Source organism: Roseobacter fucihabitans, assembly GCF_014337925.2.
GTDB lineage: Bacteria > Pseudomonadota > Alphaproteobacteria > Rhodobacterales > Rhodobacteraceae > Roseobacter > Roseobacter fucihabitans.
In genome coordinates this window covers 92,501-115,901 of record NZ_CP143423.1, presented here as the reverse complement: position 1 = coordinate 115,901, position 23,401 = coordinate 92,501, and the positions used below count along the sequence as shown (strand labels likewise).

Here is a 23,401-nt window from a genome sequence, read left to right as displayed (position 1 = left end):
TGTTTTCATAACGTTACTATCGCTTTCTGCGGAACGGAGAGATGCGAGATGATTGCCGCATCCACGTTGTCGATGAAGGAGGACGCCCCGCTTTGCTGCGGGGTTGCCTGGTCGGGCAGCATCCAGAATTCCACCTGCGGCGTGCACCAGGCAGCGGCGTTGTGCTGACGCAGGCGCGCCCCGAGACCATGATGGGTGTATTTGTCCCCCAGCAGGCGACCAGCAATCCCACCGACCTCAATCAACAGATCGCGGTCGATCAGAGCCAGTTCATGCGCCCCTGCGGAGACTTCGACTTTATGCAGAGTATCTCGGTTCGTCCGGTTGAAACCGGCCAATTGGCTGATGGCTTGCGCGGGACGGCCCGCCATGCGCTGTCCCCCGAAGTGGATGGACCCATCCTCATAGGACAACAGCGGGGAGACCAGACCGGGCGCGGGCAGGCACGCAGCTTCTTGACGCAACAGATCGAGCCACCCTGTCGTCTGCGGCAAAGCCTGGGGACCCCACAACAAGATATGTTCGGCCTTGGTCACGCCAACCGCGACATCCAGCCGTGCCGCCTGCGACATATGCTTAGCGCAGGACACTACACCGCCCGTCAGACCATGAAACAAAAACTGATCCTGCAAGGTCGACACCACCTGCGGGTCAAGCGTGTCGTCGATGATCACGATCAGTTCGATCTGATGTGCTTCGGCCGTATTGCTCAAACTGGCGAAGACGGGTTTCAGGTCTTCGGGTTTGGACATGCTCATCAAGGCCGCGACGTCCCTTTGGCCTGGCTCATAGGGCTCTCCCATCGGGATCATCTGAGACCGACTCTCAGAGGCCTTCGCGGTGAGTCCAACGAGAAAAGGGGCCACATGTCTGGCCAGAATACTGTTCAGCGCAGGATCATGCCGGGGCACCGCGTTCAGAACCGCATGCGCCGCCCCAAGATCACGGCATTTCCGTGGCGTGATCGGCAGGAAAAGACACTGCCCATCCTGCAGCACCAATTCCAGATACACTTCTGAATTGCTCACCTTTGCAGACGCAGCGGGAACAAAGCACAAAAAGCCGTTCCGCGTCTCAGAAGGATCCAGAAGACCTGCAAACCGGGGATCCTGAGCGAAAGCCTCAAGCAGATCGGGGCGATGCAGGCTATGGGCGTCAGGCCAGATCGGCGCATATAGGTTCGATGTGCTCTTGATGAGCGCAAGATCAATCTGCGCCAGCGGATCCAGCATCCAACCCGTGACGAATAACCCGCCTTCTGCCTGCAAGACCCTGTCCAATCCGACGGCGACGGGCCCATCGTAGGCAGACAACGTATCCTGCCCGCGAAATCGCGGCCTGCATACCCGCTTGAACTGGGCCATGACGGACGGTTTGGCGGATAGCCTCGGCAGCATCATGCGAACATGGTCATTGGCCGTCTCTGCGCGCATCGGCTCGGGGAGTTCGGGCAAGACATCAAGGCGGCGCAAATCGTTGTTTCGCCACAGAAAAACGCTCTTGGTTTTAAGGAACGTCTCCGGATGGTTCCGGGCGTATAGACAAAACCCAGACGCGGGGGCGATCAGGTCCTCGCGCGCAAAGCCCGCGCAGGCGGCGGATACCTCGCCAGTGCCTGTCAAGAGCGTGTAATCTTGCGCAATCTCTGGATTTGACCAGCCCTGCAGGAATAAGCCACCTGTCTCGGGCAGGGCCGCGATCTCAACAAAACCGCTGTGTTCTGCCGTGAGGTCCAGGAACCGCATCAGAACTTCAGTCATTTCACTATTGGCCAACTCGTCGATCGTGGCACGCAACAATTGAAAGACATCACCCAAAGGCCCACCCGAAAAGCGCACGGCCTCCGCCAACTTCTTGATGTCAGGCGTCATGGATCGGGCCGGCCCGATCTGTGCAAACTGCCCGTCCGCGCACATCACCTCAAACGGCACGGAAGGGACAGTGCCGATCATGCTGATCGCATGCCTCTGGCCTTCATGTTCCCAGCCAATGTTCATCCAGGAGGAAGTTTGGGCACCAATTTCGACCCTCGCCTGGTCCGGGAAGTCGACGTCCAACGCCTTGAAAACAAGAATACAGAAATCGCCCGGGAGAAGGATGAGCGTCTCAGGAGTGATGACCTGTGTCATGCTGCGGCCTTCCGTTTGAGACGGTCAAACAAGGCGAGATGTTCGCCTGCGGCCGTTGCCGTGGAGGGCGGCGGTTGCACACTGGCGGCCAGCCGTTCCCACAAAGGGATATCGCTTGCCGCCAGGGCCATAGTCTCCGCAAGAGCCGCAGCATTCCCGCGCGGTACGCACAGGCCGTTCACCCCGTCCTGCACCAACTCCCCCAGGCCGCCGATATCGGTACAGATCACTGGCCTACCAATCCTTTGGGCCTCCAAAACTGTCAGGGGCGCATTTTCGAACCATAGGCTGGGCAGCACAACCCAGTCAGAACCGGAAATCAGGTCCGTGAGCTCCGAGCGGTCATACGGTCCGAGGTTTTGAACAAGGGGTTGTGCTGTTTGCATCGCGTGATCGAAACGAGCTTGCGCCTCCTTGGACGGATGAAACATGCGGCCATGAAGGCTGAGGCGCAGGGACGCGCCACTGGCCTGAAGTCGGCTTGCCGCATCCAGCAGCGTGTAGAGACCTTTGTGGGCCGCGAACTGGCCGAAAAAGGCGAACCGGTTGCGCGGCCTGGCGGCGGCGTCGACGGTTCTGGCAGGCGCTTGTTTCTGTTCGGGAACACCGTTTCGAAGCAGATGGATACGATTGGCTTCCAACCCCCAGGCGACAAACCGCGCCTTGAGGTCTTCGCTCGGTGCGACAAAGGCGTCGATCATCCCAAGAACACCCAGCAGATGTGCCTTTCGTAGGACGTGCCGGTCAATGGAAAGGTCACTGAAACAGCGGTTGCAGGCCTCGGGCGACGGCCGATGGCATAATGCGGCCTCGGGTCGGGTGAGCAACAGACCCTCGTTCGGGCAGATCAGTTGATAATCGTGCAGCGTCAGAACGATCGAGACCTCGGGCAAAATACGCCGCAGCAACGTGACCAGGTCCGCACCAAGCCGGTCCAGCCCATGCAGGTGCACAACATCCGGATTGGTTTTCTGCACGATTTCTTTGAACGAGGAGACCCAGGTCGTGCCATCCATTCGGGACATAGTGAACATGTCATAATGCCCCGTGCGCAGCAGGTAATCATCGCCCAGTTTTGCCAAGCTGCCAGCGGGCATATCCGGTCTGCTCAAACCGGTTGTGGCCGCGACAAACGTGGCTTTGGCCCCTGCCGTCGAATAGGCCTGGCAGAGATCATGGGATAAAACCTCGGTCCCACCGGTCGTATAATGTGGATGATCGTGGCAGATGACGAGTATATTCATTCCGCCCTCTGCGCGAGATGGGCGACGGCCTCGGCATCCGCACGTCGTTGGGTGTTACTCATCGCTGAGGCGGTTTCATAACAGATTGCACTTTCGGTTTCCGGAACGGCGGCACCGGACATTTCGTTGATCCCGTTCAGGTCTGCTTCAACGGAGGCCGATCTTAGAGGAAGCCCTACGAAAAACTCTACAGCGGCTTGGTTAAAAATCTGGCACCGCCCAGGCGACAACTCCAAATATTCTCCGCCACCCCCTGCGATTCTGGCGGTTTGAGCCTCGCCTTGGGATGCCACCAGGGTATGCCACCGCTTCAGCCATCCCGATGTTTTTGGCAACCATGCCCGAGGGAACACAATTGTGGCCTCGGCAGTTTCCAGCGTCAAAACGGCGCGCAGCCGTTCAGAGGGCAACGCCACTGCGTCGAATACCACGACCGCAACTGTGCAACCTGTGACAGCATTCATGTCTTCGGCAATGCGCCGCAAACCCGATCTTTGCGCGGGATCCGAGGCCACAAGATAGGTGACACAGCCATCAGCCCCCGGCTCTTGAGCCAGTTGCGTCAATAGCGCCCTGGGGTGATCAAAAGTCTGGTTAACACAGACGATCAACCGGGTCTTCGGTGCCGCGGGACGGGTGCCGAACCAATCGACCGTCGCCCTTGGTGCCGATCTGCCCTGGAGGGATGCCGCCAACGCCTGCCCGAGCATACGGTCGACCATTTTATTTTCGAGGTGTTCGTAAATCTCGGGGATGCGCCCGTCAAACTCATGCGGCTCAACACTCTGCGCCAAGAATGCCCGACGCGAGCGCATTTCACCCCAGAGGTGGAACGTTTTTGGCAAGGGGTCCGTCAGTTGAAAACCCCGTAGATATCCCACGTGAACGTCACCATGGGTCGGATGCCAGACGGCGCGATCAAGCGGAACGTCCAGTTCGATGTCCTCACAAACCCATCTTGCATTCGAGAGCAGCCCCCGCGGGTCCTGTGCCTTGATCATATAAAGCAGACCATCACCGCATCGCGCGGCATGGAGGATATTCAGCTGCGGCTTATCGCGCGCGGCACAGCGCAATTCCTGATACAGGCTATTGGCCATCGGATCATCGCTGCATAGCTTTTTGAGAACGTCGATCATGTAACGCTGGACAGGCGCACCCTGACGGTCGAGCCAGGGTTGCAACGGGCGCAAATCCTCATCCCGTGTCGGCCCCATCAGATGGAGGGGCTTGTCCGATACGCCGATCAATGTCGCATCAGGCGCGATCGGCTCTGACAGCACGAGGTGAAGCGTCACGCCCTTCGCATCCCTTTCGGCCATGAGGTTAAATTTTGAAATGCGTTTGACGCGCCCCGCCGTCACTTGGACAAGATCGGTCAAGGCAACGTCATCAGCGTCCGCAGGCATCACATAGCTCAGGACCCGCGCATCTTTGCCGACTGCGCGAAAGCTCTTGAGCGGCAAGCGTGATACGCAGAGTGACGACAAAAGCTGTTTGATTATTCGGTCGAACCCCTCCAGGGACTTGCCCGATTGCGCATTGCTCTTGAACAAGGAAGGGCCGGTGGTCAGAAGGGCGCGCAACAGTTTTGTTTGCCCCTCGCTTGATAGGTTTGACACCAGACTCAACTGATCAACGAGGGGGGATTGCAGCGCCGACGGGTCAACTGAGGCCATCAGGCGCGGACCGGCATGAATTTTGATATCTTGCCGATGAATTGGCATGTCACCCGTCGACAACAGGATAACGAAACGCAAACCCGCACCCTCGAGGGGCAAACGCAATATCATTACAGGCGTACAGCGAAGCCGACCACCGACGGAAACGGTCAAACGGTTTTTCTGATCCACCGCTTCCGTGGGGGCGTTAAAGAAAATAGCACATCTGTCTTTGGACAAATATGCGACTTTCGCCGCGACGGGCCGGTCTGCACTGACACCGCTGTTCGCGTGATCGTGGCTTTCTGCCAAATAAATTGGGTCAGACATCAGCTACTTTTCTGTTGGTTCATTCCAGGCTTGAGAGGCCTGCCTGTACAGGTCAGGGACGCGACAGGCAGAGCACCTCGCTATCAGACCACTTCAAAGAACTTTGAGGGATCTGCGGCGATATCGTCATAAGACACACCATTGAGGAAAACGCTGTCACCCTGACCAAAATCAATCAAGGTTCCCGCCTGCCCCAGATCCACCGCAAAATCGGCAATGCTGGAAGCGTCGTCGAGGACGACACCGGGCAGCGAGCTTGCAATTTGCAACATGTCGCCCTCCGAAAAATCCATAATCACATCGCCGCCACCTGAGAAGACAAAGAGATCATCACCCTGGCCCCCGATCATAACATCATCACCGCGACCACCGTTCAGAACGTCATCCCCGGCCCCTCCCATCAGCATATCGTCACCATTGCCCCCGATCAGACGGTCGTCGCCGTTGTCGCCAAACAACTGGTCGTCGCCGGCACCGCCCCAAAGCCGGTCATCCCCCGTGCCGCCGCTAATTTCATCATCGCCGCTGCCGCCCCGCAGCCTGTCGTCACCGGCGTCACCGTACATCTCGTCATTGCCCGCGCCGCCGCGAAGTGCGTCATCGCCGGTCCCACCCCGCATCAGGTCATCGCCCAAACCGCCGCGCATGTTGTCAGAGCCGGCGTTGCCCATCAACGTATCGTCGCCCGCACCGCCCGAAAGATCATCATTGCCGGTACCGCCGTGCAGCGTATCATTACCTTCGCCGCCATCCAGGACATCGTTGCCCGTCCCGCCATTCATAAAATCATTACCGGTCTCCCCATGCAGAACGTCGTCTCCGCTGGCGCCGAACAGGGCATCATGCCCAGCCCCACCTGCAATAAAATCCGATGCAGATGTGCCAAAAACAAAATCGTTAAATGCCCCGCCTGAGATTGTGGCCATTAGAAAACTCCCTGTACTGGTTGTAGAACTTCACCACGGCGTTTTGCGCTGCAGAAAGTTTCCGAAGCGTTAAAATTTCGACCAACGGATCATCTATAGGGATTCAACTTATTTCATGTTTTCAGCATCTGCGGTTTTCGCCTGTTATGCTGAATTTTTAGGCGATTTATGATCTTGTGAACGATCCAACCAGCCAAGAATTACTCTGGCAGGCCTGGACCATTTCCCAGGCATTCTATTTACGACACGTCTAAAATTTATCTGAAATCCAACTGCGCCGGTCAGCGTTTTATCGCCTTGCTTACCATCGCGGTGTTACGATACAATCTGTCACGCTGCCCCATGAGGCGATGTCGTTTGAACACTGCACTCTTTGGCCTGAAAATTATGTATTTGATGAACACTAGACGGGTGATCGTTAGATCGCACCCGTTCCAATTGGCTTCCGAACATCAGCGGTGAGGAGCACATCAGGCCTCAGACAAAGCGCGGCCTGATGATAGCCACTCAACCCGCCAGGCCTTCAGGCATAAATCGGGAATTTCTTGCAAAGCGCAACCACTTCACGCGCCACTTTCTTCTCGACTTCGCCATTCCTGTCCGGACCATTGGCCGCGAGCCCATCTACCACCTGAACGATCCAATCTGCAATTTGCCGGAACTCACCCTCACCAAATCCACGTGTTGTTGCCGCAGGCGTGCCAAGACGGATGCCCGACGTCACAGTCGGTTTTTCAGGGTCAAACGGAATGCCATTCTTATTGGTGGTGATATGGGCGCGACCCAAGGCGGCATCGGTGATGTTGCCGGTTACGCCTTTGGGGCGCAGATCGACCAGCATCACATGGGTGTCCGTGCCACCTGTCACAATGTCCAATCCGCCCTTGATGAGTTGATCCGCCAGCGCGTCGGCATTGGCGCGCACGGCTTTCATGTAGGATTTGAATTCGGGTTGCAGCGCTTCGCCGAAAGCCACAGCCTTTGCCGCGATGACGTGCATGAGGGGCCCGCCCTGAATACCTGGGAAAATGGCGGAATTGACCTTCTTGGCAATTATTTCATCGTTCGTGACGATCATACCGCCGCGTGGACCCCGCAAGGTCTTATGCGTTGTCGTCGTTGCAACATGGGCATGCGGAAATGGGCTGGGGTGCTCGCCCGCCGCCACAAGACCGGCGAAATGCGCCATGTCCACATGCAGATACGCACCAACACTGTCAGCAATCTCGCGCATCTTGGCAAAGTCGATGACGCGCGGAATCGCTGATCCACCGGCGATGATCATCTTTGGCTGATGCGCGCTTGCCAGGGCCTGCACCTCATCATAATCGATCAGGTTATCCTGCTTGCGCACACCATATTGCACCGCGTTGAACCACTTGCCGGATTGGTTCGGTGCCGCCCCATGCGTCAGGTGCCCACCAGACGCCAGGTTCATCCCGAGGATCGTATCACCCGGTTTTAGTAAAGCCTGAAACACGCCCTGATTGGCCTGAGAGCCCGAGTTAGGCTGCACATTGGCAAAGTCACATCCAAACAATTGCTTTGCGCGATCAATTGCAAGGTTCTCAGCCACGTCCACATATTGGCAGCCGCCATAATACCGTCGCCCCGGATACCCTTCGGCGTATTTGTTGGTCATGACAGACCCTTGCGCCTCCATCACGGCCGCAGAAGTCATGTTTTCGGACGCGATAAGTTCTATCTCTTCGCGTTGCCGTCCAAGTTCCCCTTGAATGGCATTAAAAATCTCTGGATCCCGAGTCTCGAGAGGCTGCTCAAAGAACGTTTTGATGTCGGTCGCGGTCATAGGATGTCCTTGTCAAATATTATCCGGTCCAACCGAGGCCTGCGGAGATGCAGTTCATTGATTGTAGCAGAGGGCCAGTGTTGGTGAGTTCTGAACTGTTGCGCAAGCTGCGCAGCTGGTTGATCTGAATAGTGTGGATTGTGCCGAGATGGGCGCGGTTTCGTTCAAACCGATTGGTCAGTTTCGGAAAACGCAACGCCAGATCCGATTGTCCCGTGATGGCGCAAATGGCCTCGACCGAGGCCGCATATTCAGCCTGCACGAGATCAAAGATTGCGGCACCGTTCTCAACGTCGGTGGAAAGTTCCGCATATTGGGCCGCGATTTTCATATCGGCCTGGAACAAGGTCTTTTCGACCTCATCCACCATCAATTGGAACAACGGCGAGGTTGCAAACATGCTGCGCAACATGCGCCAGCCTGCATCGTCGCGCACCTTGGCAAAGGACTTGCAAGCCGTTCCAAACCCATACCAACCGGTCAACAAATGGCGGTTTTGCGACCAGGCGAACACCCAGGGGATTGCCCGCAGATCAGCGAGGCTGGAGGCCCCAAACCGCCGCGCAGGGCGCGATCCAATCTTGAGCATGGCAAGTTCTTCAACCGGGCTTGCCTCCTGAAAGTACTGAACAAAGCCAGGCCTGTTCAGCAAAGCGGAATAGGCAGCCTGCGACATTCCCGACAGCGCCTGCAAGGCGTCGTCAAATTCGGGGTTTTTCGGCGCGGATTTGCTTGACAAAGCGGTATGCAAAAGGGCCGAGGAGGCCAGTTGCTCAAGCTCTTTCAGCGCCGTTCCACGGTTGGCGTATTTTGTGGAAACGACTTCACCCTGTTCCGTTGTGCGCATCGCGCCGTTCAACGTACCGGCCGGTTGCGCTGCGATTGCGCGTCCGGTTGGCGCACCGCCACGGCTGACCGACCCACCGCGCCCATGGAAAAACGCGGGCACAAATCCGACTGCGTCGAGCGCTTGGGTGATCTTGCGTTGCGCCTGTTCCAACTCCCAGGTCGAGCAGATGAAACCGCCGTCCTTGTTGCTATCTGAATACCCCAGCATGATCTCAACACGTTTGCCCTGCCGCTTGAGGCTACGCCGTGCGGTCGGTACGTTGATCAGCTCCGTCAGGATACGGGGCGCATTGCGCAAATCATCGATGGTTTCGAACAACGGCACGATGGGAACATCCAGTGCCTCGCCAGGCGCACCAGCATAGCGGGCCAATAGATAAACCCCCAACAGATCGTCGGTGGATCGTGTCATCGATAGAATAAACGCGCCTACCGCATTTGGATCGGTCCCCTCACGGGCCTGAACGATTGTGCTCAGCAGGTTCAGCAATTCTTGTCCCTGTTCGCTCAAAGTCTCAATATTGATCTTCGCCAAAGCCTCAGACGCAAGCTCGTCGCGAAGGCGTTTAGCCCATAGCGCAGTTCCATATTCCGATCCATCGTCCCAAATTTCCGCCAAAACATCCGTGGTCACGGTCGAGTTTTGCCGAATATCCAAAGCCGTTGTGCGAAATCCGAAAACTTCGACACGCCATCGGATCGGGCGGATAAATTTTTTGTTTAGCGGCTCAGCCCCGATTGCCGTCAGAGCGTCTTCGATGATGTGCAGGTCTGAGACCATTTCCTCCACATGCGCATAGGCCGGGCGATCAGACAGGCGTTCGATGATTGCGCTGATGGCTTGGCGAAATATTTCGCCGGGGTTGCGCTGCGTAATGGCAGTATGATCGTCAGCGCGCATGACAACAGCATCCAGCGCTTGCAGGTGAGAGGCCGGCAATTCCGCGATATCGCGGCTGATGCTGATATGGCGAGCAGCCGCCGTGAGCTCAGCGACATGTTTGTCGATCGCCGCTTGTCGCCCTCGCGCCATCGCCGACCTGGTGGCCTCAACGTTGACATTCGGGTTCCCGTCGCGATCACCGCCGATCCACGAATGGAATTTCAAACAAGGGCGGATCGCTGTGTTGCCGTTTTCAAATGTGCTCTCCATGGCCGTGATGAATTGTTCAAACAACTCCGGCGTCGCGTCAAACAAACTGTCGCGGAAAAACTGCAACCCCCACTCGATTTCGTCTGAAAGGCTGGGGCGCTCAAGTCTCAATTCACCAGACAGCCACAACAGATCAATCTCGCCGCGCAATTCTTCGATCTTGCGTGACCGTTCGCGCGGGGTCCATCTTTGCGTTTCAAGCGAAACCAACAGGCGGTAGATGCGGCGGTGAATCTCAAGGATGGTCACACGTTTCGCTTCTGTCGGATGCGCGGTGAGTGTTGGACCAACCGACAAGCACCCGACGGCATAGTCCAGGGACTCGGGCACTTCATCCGCAATCCGAACCATCACTTGGGCAAAACTGCCCTCGACGCATTCAGCACCGTCCATTGTCTCGATTTGCCGCCGTTCGCGGACGGCTGCGTTCTCTTCAGCAATCTTGGTCAATTGAAACCAGATATTGACCGCCTGAAGGAAATCACTGGTCTGATCCTCGGCCAATCGTTCGATACGTTCCGAGGTCTTCAAAAGAGGCGCAATGGCGGGTGCACGTTGCTGCACAGTGAGAAAAAGCTGGTCCCAGAGCAATTCGCGCAGAGACGTTGCATAGGCGTCATCATCCGTCTGGGACGAGAGCGTCGTCGTCGACATCAGTTTACACGATCTGGCGGTGTTTGACCCTCAAAGAAGGCCTGCAGGTTATTCATGACACGAAATCCCATCTCTTCACGCGCTTCGGAGGTTGCACTGCCCAGGTGCGGCAACATCACCAGGCGGTCACTGTCCAGTAAGTTCTGCGCAATGTTTGGCTCGCCATCAAAAACGTCCAGCGCCGCGCCCCCGATGGTCTCAAACGCCAGGGCCTGCACCAGATCGTATTCGTTGATCACTTCACCGCGCGCGGTGTTGATCAGGAATGCATCCGGGCGCATCAAATCAAGCCGACGGGAATTGATCAGATGGCGGTTTTCGGCCCCCCCGGGACAATGCAAAGATACAAAATCACAACGGGGCAACAGATCATCCAGATCATCCGCCTGAACAGCATTGTAACGGGCCAGAACTTCAGGGGCCACGCGGCTGCGGTTGTGCACGATGATTTTCATGCCAAAGCCATGATGCGCACGGCGGGCCATCTCTTGGCCGATACGGCCGAACCCCACGATCCCCAGCGTTTTGCCCGACACTTTGGTGCCAACAAGATGCATCGGCCGCCATCCGCTCCAGCGGCCTTCACGGATTTCGCGTTCCCCTTCACCCGCACGCCGCGCCGCCATCAGCATCAGTGTCATCGCCAGATCAGCGGTACATTCTGACAGAACATCAGGCGTATTGGTTACCGTCATCCCGTGGGCCATCGCACTTGGCATGTCGATATGCGTGTAACCAACCCCATAGTTCGCCAGCAGTTTCGTGCGCGGGCCAGACAAATCCAGCGCATCGACACCGATTTTATCGGTGACCGTTGGCAGAACCGCGTCGAAATCCATAAAAGCCTGACGGAACTCATGCGCCATCAAAGGGACGTCGCCCTTGTTAAGGACAACGTCAAACTTTTCGCACAGCTGGGCCTCGACAGCGGCGGGCCAACGGCGGGTCACGAGAACTTTGGGTTTGATCATGGCCGTCACCTCACATCAAGCCTGCGATGGTCTCGCCGATCACAGCGGGGTTCTCAGCCACGGTTACACCGGCAGCATTGAGAATTTCCACCTTTTCAGAGGCGCTTTCGCCAAATGCCGAGATGATCGCGCCCGCATGGCCCATTGTGCGCCCTTTGGGTGCGGTCAAACCCGCGACATAGGCGACCACCGGTTTGCTCACATGTTCCTGAATATAGGCGGCGGCTTCGGCTTCCTGTGGCCCGCCGATCTCTCCGATCATGGCAATGACGTGCGTTTCTTCGTCATTCTCGAACTGCTCGAGAATATCGCGGAAAGACGACCCGTTAATCGGATCACCGCCGATGCCAACACTGGTGGAAACCCCGATGCCGCGCTCTTTCAACTGAGCCGCAGCCTCATAGCCAAGTGTGCCAGAGCGTCCAACAATGCCCACATTGCCCGGCAGAAAAATATGCCCCGGCATGATCCCCAACATCGCCTTACCCGGTGAAATCGTACCCGCACAGTTAGGGCCCGTCAGAACCATCCGGCGCTCCCTTGGGTACCGCATCATATAGCGTTTCACCTGGATCATGTCCTGCGCGGGGATACCGTCGGTGATACATACACAGTACCTGATACCGGCGTCGGCGGCTTCCATAATGCTGTCCGCGGCAAAAGGAGGCGGAACAAACACAAGGCTGGCATCGGCCTGTGTGGCGGCTACGGCTTCTTTGACTGTGTCAAACACCGGCACCCCGTAGACGGTTTCGCCACCCTTTCCAGGAACCACCCCACCGACAACATTGGTGCCATATTCCAGCATGTCCTTGGTATGGAATTGCGCCATTCGCCCCGTGATACCCTGAACGATAACCCGTGTTTCGCGATTTAGATAAATGCTCATGATTACACCAATTTGAGATTTGGGGAGTTGTCACTTTTCCAGGCGGAGACAGAACGCTCTGCGGCCTCCATCAAGGTGGTCGCGCGTATGATCGGCAGGCCACTCTTGGCGAGGATCTTTTGCCCCTCTTCAACGTTGGTGCCGGCAAGGCGTACGATGACTGGCACTTCGACCTTGACCTCCTTCAGGGCTTGAACGACCCCTTCGGCAACCCAGTCGCAGCGGTTGATGCCTGCGAAAATATTGACCAGAACCGCCTGAACATTCTTGTCGGACATTACCAGGCGGAAGGCCTTGGCAACCCGTTCGGGCGTGGCACCACCCCCAATGTCGAGAAAGTTCGCAGGCTCTCCGCCCGCCAGCTTGATGGTGTCCATCGTCGCCATGGCCAGACCCGCACCGTTCACAATGCAGCCGATGTTTCCATCCAAACCAACGTAGGAAAGCCCCCGATCCGCCGCACGTGCCTCGCGCGGGTCTTCCTGGCTCTTGTCGCGCAGCTCGCTGATTTGGGGATGGCGGAAAAGAGCGTTGTCATCAAACGTCATCTTGGCATCCAGCGCCAACACGCGATTGTCGGCTGTGATCACCAGCGGGTTGATCTCTACCATCGTGGCATCCAACTCGCGGAAAGCGCGATAGCAACCCTGCAAGGTGCGCACCATGGCCTGCGTCAGACCCGGTTCGATGTCCAATTTGAACGCGATCTCGCGTGCCTGGAAATCGCGCAAACCGACCGCAGGTTCCACCGTAGAGCGCACGATACTCTCTGGCTTGTTTTCAGAGATTTCCTCAATCTCCATCCCACCTTCGGCAGAGGCGACAATCATGATACGCTGCGACGTCCGGTCCAGAACAAACCCCAGATAAATCTCGCGATCAATCGGCACGGCAGCTTCGACATAGACGCGGTAGATACCCTTGCCTTCGGGGCCGGTCTGATGCGTCACCAGTTTTTTGCCAAACATGTCTTCGCAGGCAGCCTGAATTTCGTGGTCAGTGTCACAGAGCTTGACGCCCCCTGCTTTGCCACGGCCCCCGGCATGTACCTGCGCCTTTACGATCCACTTCTCTCCACCCATCTCGCGGGCGCGGTAAGCGGCCTGCTCCGGGCTATAGGCCAGCGCACCTGCGGGGATTTCGACACCGAAGTTGCTCAGTATCTCTTTGGCTTGATATTCATGAATGTCCATTTTTGTCCCCTAGGCCGCGATACGGGATTGGTAATGTGCTTCCAGCCCGACCAGAACTTCATCGATATCGACCTCTGCTCCGATTGCGTTCATGGCTTGTGCGAACTTCGTCACGATCTCGGTGATCGCGGCTTGGGTCAGTAAGTTCAGAATGCCGATGCGGACTTGCACAGGTGCTGACAGCGTTGGCCAAATGCCAAAACCCTCTGCGCGGCAGTTCTGCACCAGTTCCATCTCACGCCCGGCAAAAGCGGCGGGCAAGTTCAGCACAACCAGGCTGGTCATGTTGGACGTGACCTCACACCCCATGGCCGTGACGGCGTCCCGCAGGGCCTTTTCGTGGAACACGTAATCCTGAGCCCGTTTTGCAAGACCATCAGCCAGATTGATCCGCAGCGCCTCGTGAAAAGCCGAAACAGCGTAGGCCGAGTGTGTGCGGTGATACGCCCCTTTTTCAACATCCTGCCCGTCGACGATACCCCAATGGCGCGCCTCCATGATCGGATGATTGGCATAGGTGTAGGCACCGTTGGCTTTCAGTGTCTCGATGTAGCGATCAGAAAAGCTCACTGGTGCATAGGTCAGGGGCAGACAAAGCAGACCTTTTTGCGGGCAGGACGCCCAGCCTACAACACCGGGAAATTCATCAATCGCGAAATCTTCGACGCCGAGCGAGGACACGGCATCAACGAGGCCCATCGCATCATGCTTTACGCAGGCATCTGAGAAACCTCTGATGTCGTTGATCCGGCCAGAGCCCGTTTCCCAATGCGCCATGAACGCCCATTTGGGTTTGTGTTCAGCCAATGCGGCCTCAACGATATCTGCGGTGACGGATTGGCCGTGCGGCACTTCGATCACAGTGACGCTGGCAGGTTGCGGGTTCAGACTGTCAGCGGCCAGTTCCTCGCGGGTGGCGGCCTTCATGCGAAGCGTCAGCGCGTCAATCCCGGAAAAGGTGCCGTTTGAAAACGCGACAACTGTGTCACCGGGCATCACGGCGGACATCATGCAATCAAGCCCGCTCCAACCCGTGCCTGCGACGCCGAACGTATGCACGTTTGTCGTGCCCATGAAACTGCGCAGCATGTGTTTGCATTCGATCATCCCGCGCAGAACATCTGGCTGCATGTGATCTGCGATGCCTGCGCCGGCAAAGGCAGCCAGCACGCGAGCATCGGTGTTGCCAGGTCCGGGTCCGGCGGCCAAAGTGTTCGGGATAACGAGTTGTGGAAACGAAGAAGCGTTTGTCATGGTTTTGCCTATCTCATTAGGAAACAATTCTTACCTTAATGAAACGTCTGTTTGTTTTTTACCGCAACGTAGATTACTCCTGCTTTTGGGTATCTATTTGGGTAGGAAAATACCCACCTAAACGGCTTGAAATACCAAGGTATACCGAGATGAAGCCCATACTAAAGGGTGGGTTATTTGTGAAAGATCAGCAATTGCAAGATGTTAAGAAACACCCAGACCAGATTACCGTCGCACTTGCGGACAGCAATATGCTGGTGCTTTCCGCCATGTCAGAGATTTTCGACCGCGACCCCCGATTCTCGCTGGTGGCGACCACATCGACCGCAGAAGGTTTCCTGGGCACCGTGATGCGGGTGCCTGTGCAAATTGGCGTGATCGACTGGAACCTGCCCGCACTTGGTGGGCAAAAATTGATCGAAGTCCTGCGTGACCAGGCCACAGCGCCTCGCGTTTTGGTCTACGGCGATAACGCAGGCGATTTGCCGCGACAGGCGTTGACCGCGGGCGCGGCTGGGTTCACCCCACGTAACGGGCCGGTGGAGGGATTGCTGAACACCTGCGCCGCGGTGGCAGCCGGGCAAATGGTTTTTCCGTTTCTTGACGTGCGCGAGCTTCAGAGCGATCCGATCCACCAGCTGACCAAGCGCGAAAAAGCCTTACTGGAAGCCCTCTCGCGGGGACTCTCAAACAGGCAGTTAGCCGCAGAGTTTGAGATCTCTGCAAACACGGTGAAATTCCACCTCTCAAACCTCTACGAAAAGCTCTCCGTGACCAGCCGCACCCAAGCCGTTGCATTTTTCTTTTCCGCCCAAATCAGCGCGCGCAGTTCGGGCGACAGCTGAGGTACGGCGTTCAAAAGGGTGAATGAATATTCTTGACAGGAAATTATTTTTCCCTCTGTGTTGGTCCGACCTTCGCATCACAACCTCAAGGATTATCGCAAATGAGTTTTCATCCCATCGATCAAGCCACCGCGCGCCTTAACCGGTCGGAGCTGGCAGTCCCCGGCAGCCAGCCACAAATGTTTGAAAAAGCTGCAAAATCTGACGTGGACGTGATCTTCCTTGATCTCGAAGATGCGGTTGCGCCGGATGAAAAAGAACAAGCGCGTAAGAACATCATTAAGGGTCTGAACGACATCGATTGGGGTAACAAATCAATGTCGATTCGAATCAACGGGTTGGACACGCACTACATGTATCGCGATGTTGTTGACGTGGTTGAGCAGGCCGGGGAGCGGCTTGATCTGATCATGATCCCCAAGGTTGGAACCGCCGCTGACGTCTATGCAGTGGACATGATGGTCACCCAAATTGAGGACGCTATGGGCTACTCGAAACGCATTGGTTTTGAGCATATCATCGAGACCGCTTTGGGTATGCAAAACGTCAACGAAATTGCTGCTGCATCCAAGCGCAATGAGAGCCTCCATTTCGGTGTCGCAGACTATGCCGCCAGCATGCGTGCGCGTACCACTGTGATCGGTGGTGTGAACCAACATTACTCGGTCCTGACAGACCCTGATGACGATGGTGGGCGGCAGGTGCATTGGGGCGATATGTGGCATTCTGCGATTGCCAATATGGTCGTGGCAGCGCGGGCGAATGGTCTACGCCCTGTGGACGGCCCATTCGGCGACTTTTCTGATCCGGAGGGTTACAAAGCCGCTGCATTCCGGGCTGCGGTGTTGGGCTGCGAAGGCAAATGGGCCATCCACCCCAGCCAGATTGCATTGGCAAATGAGGTGATGAGCCCCTCAGAGGCCGAAGTGACCAAAGCCAACCGTATCATTGAGGCCATGGCCGAAGCCGAAGCGGCCGGAAAGGGCGCAGTTTCTCTAGATGGCCGCCTGATTGACTACGCTTCCATACGCCAGGCCGAAGTTCTTGTCGAAAAAGCCAAGCAAATCGCAGCTGGATAATACCGTTTGATTTAAACGAAGTAGCCCAGAACCTGCTTATGACAGGTGACTGGGCTGCTGACTTTTTGGCTGCAATGAAACGAGCACTGAGTACGACAAGGCTTCAGGCGGCAGGCAGCCTCGCTTGAGTGGTACGGATTGAAAGTCAGTGCATGAATTGCCTTTGACCTATCAGAACCTTCGTTTCTCCCGCGGGTACTGACACGGCTTTTTACCAGATGCTGCTATAAATATGCCCTGATCCCCAAGTCTCATCCGGCTTTGCGCGGAATCCTTTGGGTTAGATCTTTGGCGTTAGGCGGCCATTTTGTCCATCGCCTTTCTGTGCGAGAATTCCATCGGGGTCAGGTTGCCCGAGCCTGAATGTGGTCTTTGCCAGTTGTAATCCTCCTGCCATTCTTCGAGCGTTTTGCGAGCATCGCCTAAAGCACCAAACAGCGTTTCGTTGAGGCATTCATCCACTGCCCGGCAGTGCATGTTTACATGCACGAGAGGGGCGCAGCTTGCCGTTGAAGCTTTCAATGAAACCGTTCTGCCGGGGCCTTCCGGGCGCGATGTAGTGCCAGTCAATGCCGGTATCCTGAACCCATTTGAGAGGATCGCCATGCTGGTGAACTCGGTACCGTTGTCCGATACAATCGTCGTTGGCATGCCGCGTTCAGTAATGATCTGATCCAGTTCACGCGCGACCGTTGACCAGACAGCGACGTGTCGGCCACCAGCACCAAGTTCTCGCGGCTGAAGCCATCGACAACTGCCAAAATGCGAAACCGACGTCCATCTGTCAGCGCGTCAGACACGAAATCCAACGACCAATGCTGGTTCGGTCCGTTGGGCAATGCCATTGGCTTCCTCGTTCCCAACGCGCGCTTCCTGCCACCCCTGCGACACACCTGAAGCTTCTCTCTTCACGATAGATGCGCCGCACTTTCTTGTGGTTCACCTCAAAGCCCTCCCGCGCAATCATCACGTGGATGCGGCGGCACCCAAACCGACGTCGTTCACGAGAAACGCGTTTGATTGCATCTCTTAGCTCAGCATCATCGCCTCGGCGCGACAGATATCGCACCGAGGATCGATCAACTTGTAAAACATCACACGCCCGCCGTTGACTGACTTGATGGGCCGCCATCAAATGCACCACAGCTTGCCGCTTCAGGGCGGGCGTCACCGTTTTTTTGAATTGATGTCTCGCAACATGGCGTTGTCCAACATTTGTTCAGCCAACAGCTTCTTCAGCTTGCTGTTCTCATCCTCAAGCGCACCCAGTCGCTTCGCGTCGGACGGCTCCATGCCGCCATACTTCGATTTGTATTTGTAGAACGTTGCTGAGCTGATCCCCCTCCCGGCAGATTGCTTCGCAATCGCCTGCCGGGCAATGCATGCCGCCGACATACGTCCGCAGTCTTCTCACCAGCTTCCTGTTCTTTGATCATTGCTATGATTTGTTCGTCCGTGAAACGTGCCTTCATTTGTCCGTCCTGCTGGTGGGCAGACTCTACACAAATTTGGAGGAGTTTAAGGGGCGCAGGTCACATCCATTGCATCAGAAAGCTGGGCCATAGGGTTGGGGCGCATATTTGCGGGCGCAGAATTCCTGTTCACCACGCTCTACTTCACCAAAATGGTGGCGGATTGATTTGAGGGTTGTGAGATCGCAACCGCTATGAGCATTCTCGTGATGAGCTGGCCCTTTGGCATTGCCATGGGACAAGTCGATCACGCTTACCTTAGCTTACGCATGGCAAGCCCTTTTCCAAGTCGCCTCGACTTATTGCCTACTCGCCGCCGCGGGTGTTTTGCTGTTTTATCGACCTCCAAACGATCTGTCAGCCGTACACGGCCGATCAGCATCATCGCTGAGGGCCCTTGAGTGGCTTTTGATAATCTGCGCTGCGCCCGCATGGGGCGTTTTTAATGCAGCCGACATCACATATCTTTCCTTCGGCCCAAAGGTCCTTGAAGGTCTTGGCGATACGGCCATATCGGCCGCTGAAGTTATCAGAGTGGGAAGCTGGGTGATGCTCATTTTCGATGCACTGTGCGGGCAGATTGTGGATCGTTTCGGAGGGAGTAACCTCGTCCTGTCGATGCGCAATGGTATCGCTTTTAGGCCAGAAACGCCCAAATCAGGCATCGCCGTATTGGGGCCGCTAATATATACCCTACTTAAACAGGTGGGAAGGCGTTAAATAGATGATCCGATGCAACGCTACAAAAACGCAATGCTTTCCGGTCGAGTATCGCATCTTCGAATCTTCCAGAAAATGAACCTTACCCCAACGGGCGGTTCATTTTCTGGAGCATACGAATATATGACGATTCTGCGTGGTAAAGCACGTCCGTTTTAAATACGAAAAGCTCAAACCGACAGATAAATGCCAAAACTACAGCACGCGTATAATACTTATATGTGCAATATCATCGATAGAGAGATACTTTACAGAGGTTTTACTAGGTTTGGCGGTGACCTACTCTCCCACGCCTTAAGACGCAGTACCATCGGCGCGGCGGCACTTAACTGCCGAGTTCGGGATGGGATCGGGTGTTTTGCTCGCGCTATGACCACCAAACCATGAAAAACCTCTGTCATCCAAGTCATGCACTCTAATGTGCTGTGTATGCTTTTGATTATCCTAGAAAATCTCTCTTCTACTGGATCAAATCAAGCCTATCGGGCAATTAGTACCAGTCAACTGAACACATTGCTGTGCTTACATCTCTGGCCTATCGACGAGGTGGTCTACCTCGGCCCTCAGGGATACCTTGTTTTGAGGGGGGCTTCCCGCTTAGATGCCTTCAGCGGTTATCCTTTCCGATCATAGCTACCCTGCACTGCTGCTGGCGCAACAACAGGTCCACCAGTGGATCGTTCACCCCGGTCCTCTCGTACTAGGGGCAACTCCTCTCAAGTATCCTACACCCACGGAAGATAGGGACCGAACTGTCTCACGACGTTCTAAACCCAGCTCACGTACCTCTTTAAACGGCGAACAGCCGTACCCTTGGGACCTGCTCCAGCCCCAGGATGAGATGAGCCGACATCGAGGTGCCAAACACTGCCGTCGATATGGACTCTTGGGCAGTATCAGCCTGTTATCCCCGGCGTACCTTTTATCCGTTGAGCGATGGCCCTTCCACTCGGGACCACCGGATCACTATGGCCGTCTTTCGACTCTGCTCGACTTGTCAGTCTCGCAGTCAGGCTGGCTTCTGCCATTGCACTCAACGAGCGATTTCCGACCGCTCTGAGCCAACCTTCGCGCGCCTCCGTTACGCTTTAGGAGGCGACCGCCCCAGTCAAACTACCCACCACACAGGGTCCCGGATCCGGATAACGGACCGCGGTTAGACATCAAGCAGAACAAGGGTGGTATCTCAAGGGAGGCTCCACGCAAACTAGCGTTCACGCTTCAAAGCCCACCACCTATCCTGCACATGTTCGGCCTAATGCCAGTGTGAAGTTGTAGTAAAGGTGCACGGGGTCTTTCCGTCTAACCGCGGGAAACCTGCATCTTGACAGGTAATTCAATTTCGCTGAGTCTATGTTGGAGACAGCGGGGAAGTCGTTACGCCATTCGTGCAGGTCGGAACTTACCCGACAAGGAATTTCGCTACCTTAGGACCGTTATAGTTACGGCCGCCGTTTACCTGGGCTTCAATTCAGAGCTCTCACCCCTCCTTTTAACCTTCAGGCACCGGGCAGGCGTCAGACCCTATACGTCGTCTTGCGACTTCGCAGAGCCCTGTGTTTTTAATAAACAGTCGCCACCCCCTGGTTTGTGCCCCCAGCCAATACTTGCGTAGAAACTGGGCCTCCTTCTCGCGAACTTACGGAGGTATTTTGCCGAGTTCCTTCAACATAGTTCTCTCAAGCGCCTTGGTATTCTCTACCAGTCCACCTGTGTCGGTTTAGGGTACGATCTAGCGATGGAGCTATTTCCAGGAACCTCTAAGCAGCCCATTCAATCCAATAAGGATGAACTACCCTCGAGATCCGTCACTTCCATCTGGCCCAGGAATATTAACCTGGTTCCCATCGACTACGCCTTTCGGCCTCGCCTTAGGGGTCGGCTTACCCTGCTCAGATTAGCTTTAAGCAGGAACCCTTGGACTTTCGGCGACAGTGTCTCTCACACTGTTTGTCGCTACTCATGTCATCATTCTCACTAGTGATCTCTCCACCGGATCGCTCACGCGCCGGCTTCACAGAAAACTCCGCGTGTCCAATATCCCCGAAGGGAGTAAGGACACATGGAATTATGTCACACTACGCTCTGCTACCATGCACTATGTGCATCCTAAGCTTCGGCTCATGGCTTGAGCCCCGTTACATCTTCGCCGCAAGACAACTTATTTAGACCAGTGAGCTGTTACGCTATCTTTAAAGGATGGCTGCTTCTAAGCCAACCTCCTGGTTGTTTTGGTCGTCTCACCTGCTTTCCCACTTAGCCATGAATTAGGGGCCTTAGCTGTAGGTCAGGGTTGTTTCCCTCTTCACGACGGACGTTAGCATTCGCCGTGTGTCTGCCATCTAGTACTCCTCGGTATTCGGAGTTTGGTTAGGATCAGTAAGCCGGTAAGGCCCCATTACCCATCCAGTGCTCTACCCCCGAGGGTATTCGGATGACGCTCTACCTAAATAGATTTCGCAGAGAACCAGCTATCTCCGAGTTTGATTGGCCTTTCACCCCTAGGCACAGCTCATCCCGATCCTTTTCAACGGATGTGGGTTCGGTCCTCCAGTTAGTGTTACCTAACCTTCAACCTGGCCATGCCTAGATCACTCGGTTTCGGGTCTGATCCCACGAACTCAACGCCCTATTAAGACTCGCTTTCGCTACGCCTACACCTAACGGCTTAAGCTTGCTCGTGAGACCAAGTCGATGACCCATTATACAAAAGGTACGCCGTCACAAGACTAGAGACTAATTTGGACGCATCAAAAGGATCTACCGTATCGTATCCAAATTGCTTCACGACCTGGATTAACGTCTTCGATCCCTGCGTTTGATAGATGGTCAACAGCGATGGAAATTCGTGCCCGATCGGACAACCTGTAGCCAAAACCTACAAGGGTTCTGAACTGAAGATTTCCACCGAGATCGGTTCCTCCATTGCCTTCACCGTAGTAACCTGCTGCCAGGCTTCCTTCGATGAACCATTTATCTGATGTGTTCCACAACGATGATAAGCCAACACCCAGATAGGTGTCGCCATCCTCGTCAACTTGAGCAGCAACCATTCCAGAAATCGTTCCCCACCGATACTCGCGTACCGGGTTGGAATGAATTTCGAGCTGAATGGCCGCAGCCTCCGCGTCCTGACCACTGACATCATCCTGACCAAGACCGAAAACATATTCGGCGGCTGATAAGGATGCTGTAGTTGCAAGGACTAACGGTATGGTAAGCATAAGCGATTTCATGCTCATGCTTTTCCATCCAAATTAGACTCTAGTCAAGCTCCGACTGATTGTAGGCGTTCGGTTTCAGGTACTGTTTCACTCCCCTCGTCGGGGTGCTTTTCACCTTTCCCTCACGGTACTGGTTCACTATCGGTCAGTAAGGAGTACTTAGCCTTCGAAGGTGGTCCTCCGATCTTCAAACAGAATTTCACGTGTTCCGCCCTACTTAATACGTCCAATCATGCTTCTTATACGGGACTATCACCCACTCTGGTTGCGCATTCCAACGCATTCTAACCACACTCATGGCTCGGCTGATCCCCGTTCGCTCGCCGCTACTAGGGGAGTATCAATTGATTTCCTTTCCTCCGGGTACTTAGATGTTTCAGTTCCCCGGGTTTGCTTTTATAAACCTATGTATTCAGTCTATAAATACCTGTTTTACCTCATTATTAGCTGCTCCGAAGAACAATAATAACAAAGTATCAGGTGGGTTGCCCCATTCAGAAATCCATGGATCAAAGCTTATTCTCAGCTCCCCATGGCTTATCGCAGAGTATCACGTCTTTCATCGCCTCTTACTGCCAAGGCATTCACCAAACGCCCTTTTCGCGCTTGATTTGATCCAGAAAAAGAAAGACTTGCGTCAATCGCGGCCCTCTCAGCTGGTAACTAAAAGATGACCTTTATCCTGGATCAAAAGCATACTTTTTCCCGCCTAGTTCCTTAGAACTAGACAATGAACAACGCATATAGCTGACCATCCGTGCAGGAGATCAGCGTCATTGTTCGGGTTAGTGTACTTGACTTGGACAACTCTGTTCATTTCAGGTTGCATACGAAAGATTGACCGAGGAAACAGTCGCAAAATCGCTCGCCTCACCCCAAAGGGATTGGCACAAACCTGAGATCTTCGCCTTACTCGGCGGGATCAAACAGTGTTGTAATTGTATCTCTCTATACGATGTCAATTTCGTGCGGTCTAAAAGACCGTCACGATCGTCTGC

The 23,401-nt window shown here is 55.3% G+C and carries 13 protein-coding genes, 2 rRNA genes and 1 pseudogene; 3 read left to right on the top strand and 13 right to left on the bottom strand.

Annotated elements, in window-relative coordinates:
- Positions 1-5 precede the first annotated feature (5 nt).
- The 10 genes from ROLI_RS00550 to ROLI_RS00505 form a co-directional block, all read right to left on the bottom strand.
- Positions 6-2,129 carry a hypothetical protein gene (locus ROLI_RS00550; protein ID WP_187428009.1) on the bottom strand — a complete coding sequence of 708 codons (2,124 nt, stop codon included), beginning with the start codon at positions 2,127-2,129 and terminating at the stop codon, positions 6-8.
- On the bottom strand, positions 2,126-3,373 hold the full coding sequence (locus ROLI_RS00545) for a glycosyltransferase family 4 protein (protein ID WP_187428008.1): 1,248 nt from the start codon (positions 3,371-3,373) through the stop codon (positions 2,126-2,128). The genes ROLI_RS00550 and ROLI_RS00545 overlap by 4 nt, the downstream gene beginning before the upstream one ends.
- Complete coding sequence (locus tag ROLI_RS00540) at positions 3,370-5,052, bottom strand: hypothetical protein (protein ID WP_187428007.1); 1,683 nt, start codon at positions 5,050-5,052, stop codon at positions 3,370-3,372. The genes ROLI_RS00545 and ROLI_RS00540 overlap by 4 nt, the downstream gene beginning before the upstream one ends.
- Before the next feature lie 395 nt (positions 5,053-5,447).
- Positions 5,448-6,290, bottom strand: a complete 843-nt coding sequence (locus ROLI_RS00535) for a calcium-binding protein (RefSeq protein WP_187428006.1) — start codon at positions 6,288-6,290, stop codon at positions 5,448-5,450.
- Between the two features lie 523 nt (positions 6,291-6,813).
- Positions 6,814-8,100, bottom strand: coding sequence for a serine hydroxymethyltransferase (gene glyA / locus ROLI_RS00530; RefSeq protein ID WP_187428005.1), 1,287 nt, complete (start codon positions 8,098-8,100; stop codon positions 6,814-6,816).
- Between the two features lie 19 nt (positions 8,101-8,119).
- Complete coding sequence (locus tag ROLI_RS00525; RefSeq protein ID WP_187428004.1) at positions 8,120-10,756, bottom strand: phosphoenolpyruvate carboxylase; 2,637 nt, start codon at positions 10,754-10,756, stop codon at positions 8,120-8,122.
- Positions 10,756-11,727 (bottom strand): D-glycerate dehydrogenase, encoded by a 972-nt coding sequence (locus ROLI_RS00520; RefSeq protein WP_187428003.1) that lies wholly within the window; start codon positions 11,725-11,727, stop codon positions 10,756-10,758. Before ROLI_RS00520 ends, ROLI_RS00525 begins: the two co-directional genes overlap by 1 nt.
- A 10-nt stretch (positions 11,728-11,737) precedes the next feature.
- Positions 11,738-12,616 carry a succinate--CoA ligase subunit alpha gene (gene sucD, locus ROLI_RS00515; RefSeq protein WP_187428002.1) on the bottom strand — a complete coding sequence of 293 codons (879 nt, stop codon included), beginning with the start codon at positions 12,614-12,616 and terminating at the stop codon, positions 11,738-11,740.
- A gap of 2 nt (positions 12,617-12,618) precedes the next feature.
- Positions 12,619-13,809, bottom strand: a complete 1,191-nt coding sequence (locus ROLI_RS00510; RefSeq protein WP_187428001.1) for a malate--CoA ligase subunit beta — start codon at positions 13,807-13,809, stop codon at positions 12,619-12,621.
- A gap of 9 nt (positions 13,810-13,818) precedes the next feature.
- On the bottom strand, positions 13,819-15,063 hold the full coding sequence (locus ROLI_RS00505) for an aminotransferase class V-fold PLP-dependent enzyme (RefSeq protein WP_187428000.1): 1,245 nt from the start codon (positions 15,061-15,063) through the stop codon (positions 13,819-13,821).
- Positions 15,064-15,314: 251 nt separating this feature from the next.
- Here ROLI_RS00505 and ROLI_RS00500 point away from each other — a divergent pair, with 251 nt between their 5' ends.
- Positions 15,315-15,908: a response regulator transcription factor gene (locus tag ROLI_RS00500; RefSeq protein WP_262386361.1), complete on the top strand. Its 594-nt coding sequence runs from the start codon at positions 15,315-15,317 to the stop codon at positions 15,906-15,908.
- A 101-nt stretch (positions 15,909-16,009) separates the two neighbouring features.
- The gene (locus tag ROLI_RS00495) at positions 16,010-16,987 is read left to right on the top strand and encodes a CoA ester lyase (RefSeq protein ID WP_187427998.1); all 978 of its coding nucleotides are present in this window, start codon (positions 16,010-16,012) and stop codon (positions 16,985-16,987) included.
- Positions 16,988-17,281: 294 nt separating this feature from the next.
- Here the strand turns inward: ROLI_RS00495 and ROLI_RS00490 are convergent.
- Positions 17,282-18,459: pseudogene (locus ROLI_RS00490) on the bottom strand (IS3 family transposase).
- Between the two features lie 222 nt (positions 18,460-18,681).
- Between ROLI_RS00490 and ROLI_RS00485 the strand changes: the two are divergent.
- Positions 18,682-19,179: a hypothetical protein gene (locus tag ROLI_RS00485; RefSeq protein ID WP_187430664.1), complete on the top strand. Its 498-nt coding sequence runs from the start codon at positions 18,682-18,684 to the stop codon at positions 19,177-19,179.
- A gap of 266 nt (positions 19,180-19,445) precedes the next feature.
- On the opposite strand, the gene rrf is transcribed toward ROLI_RS00485, so the two are convergent.
- Positions 19,446-19,560 (bottom strand): 5S ribosomal RNA (gene rrf, locus ROLI_RS00480).
- 88 nt (positions 19,561-19,648) lie between these two features.
- A 23S ribosomal RNA gene (locus ROLI_RS00475) occupies positions 19,649-23,015 on the bottom strand.
- Positions 23,016-23,401: the final 386 nt, after the last annotated feature.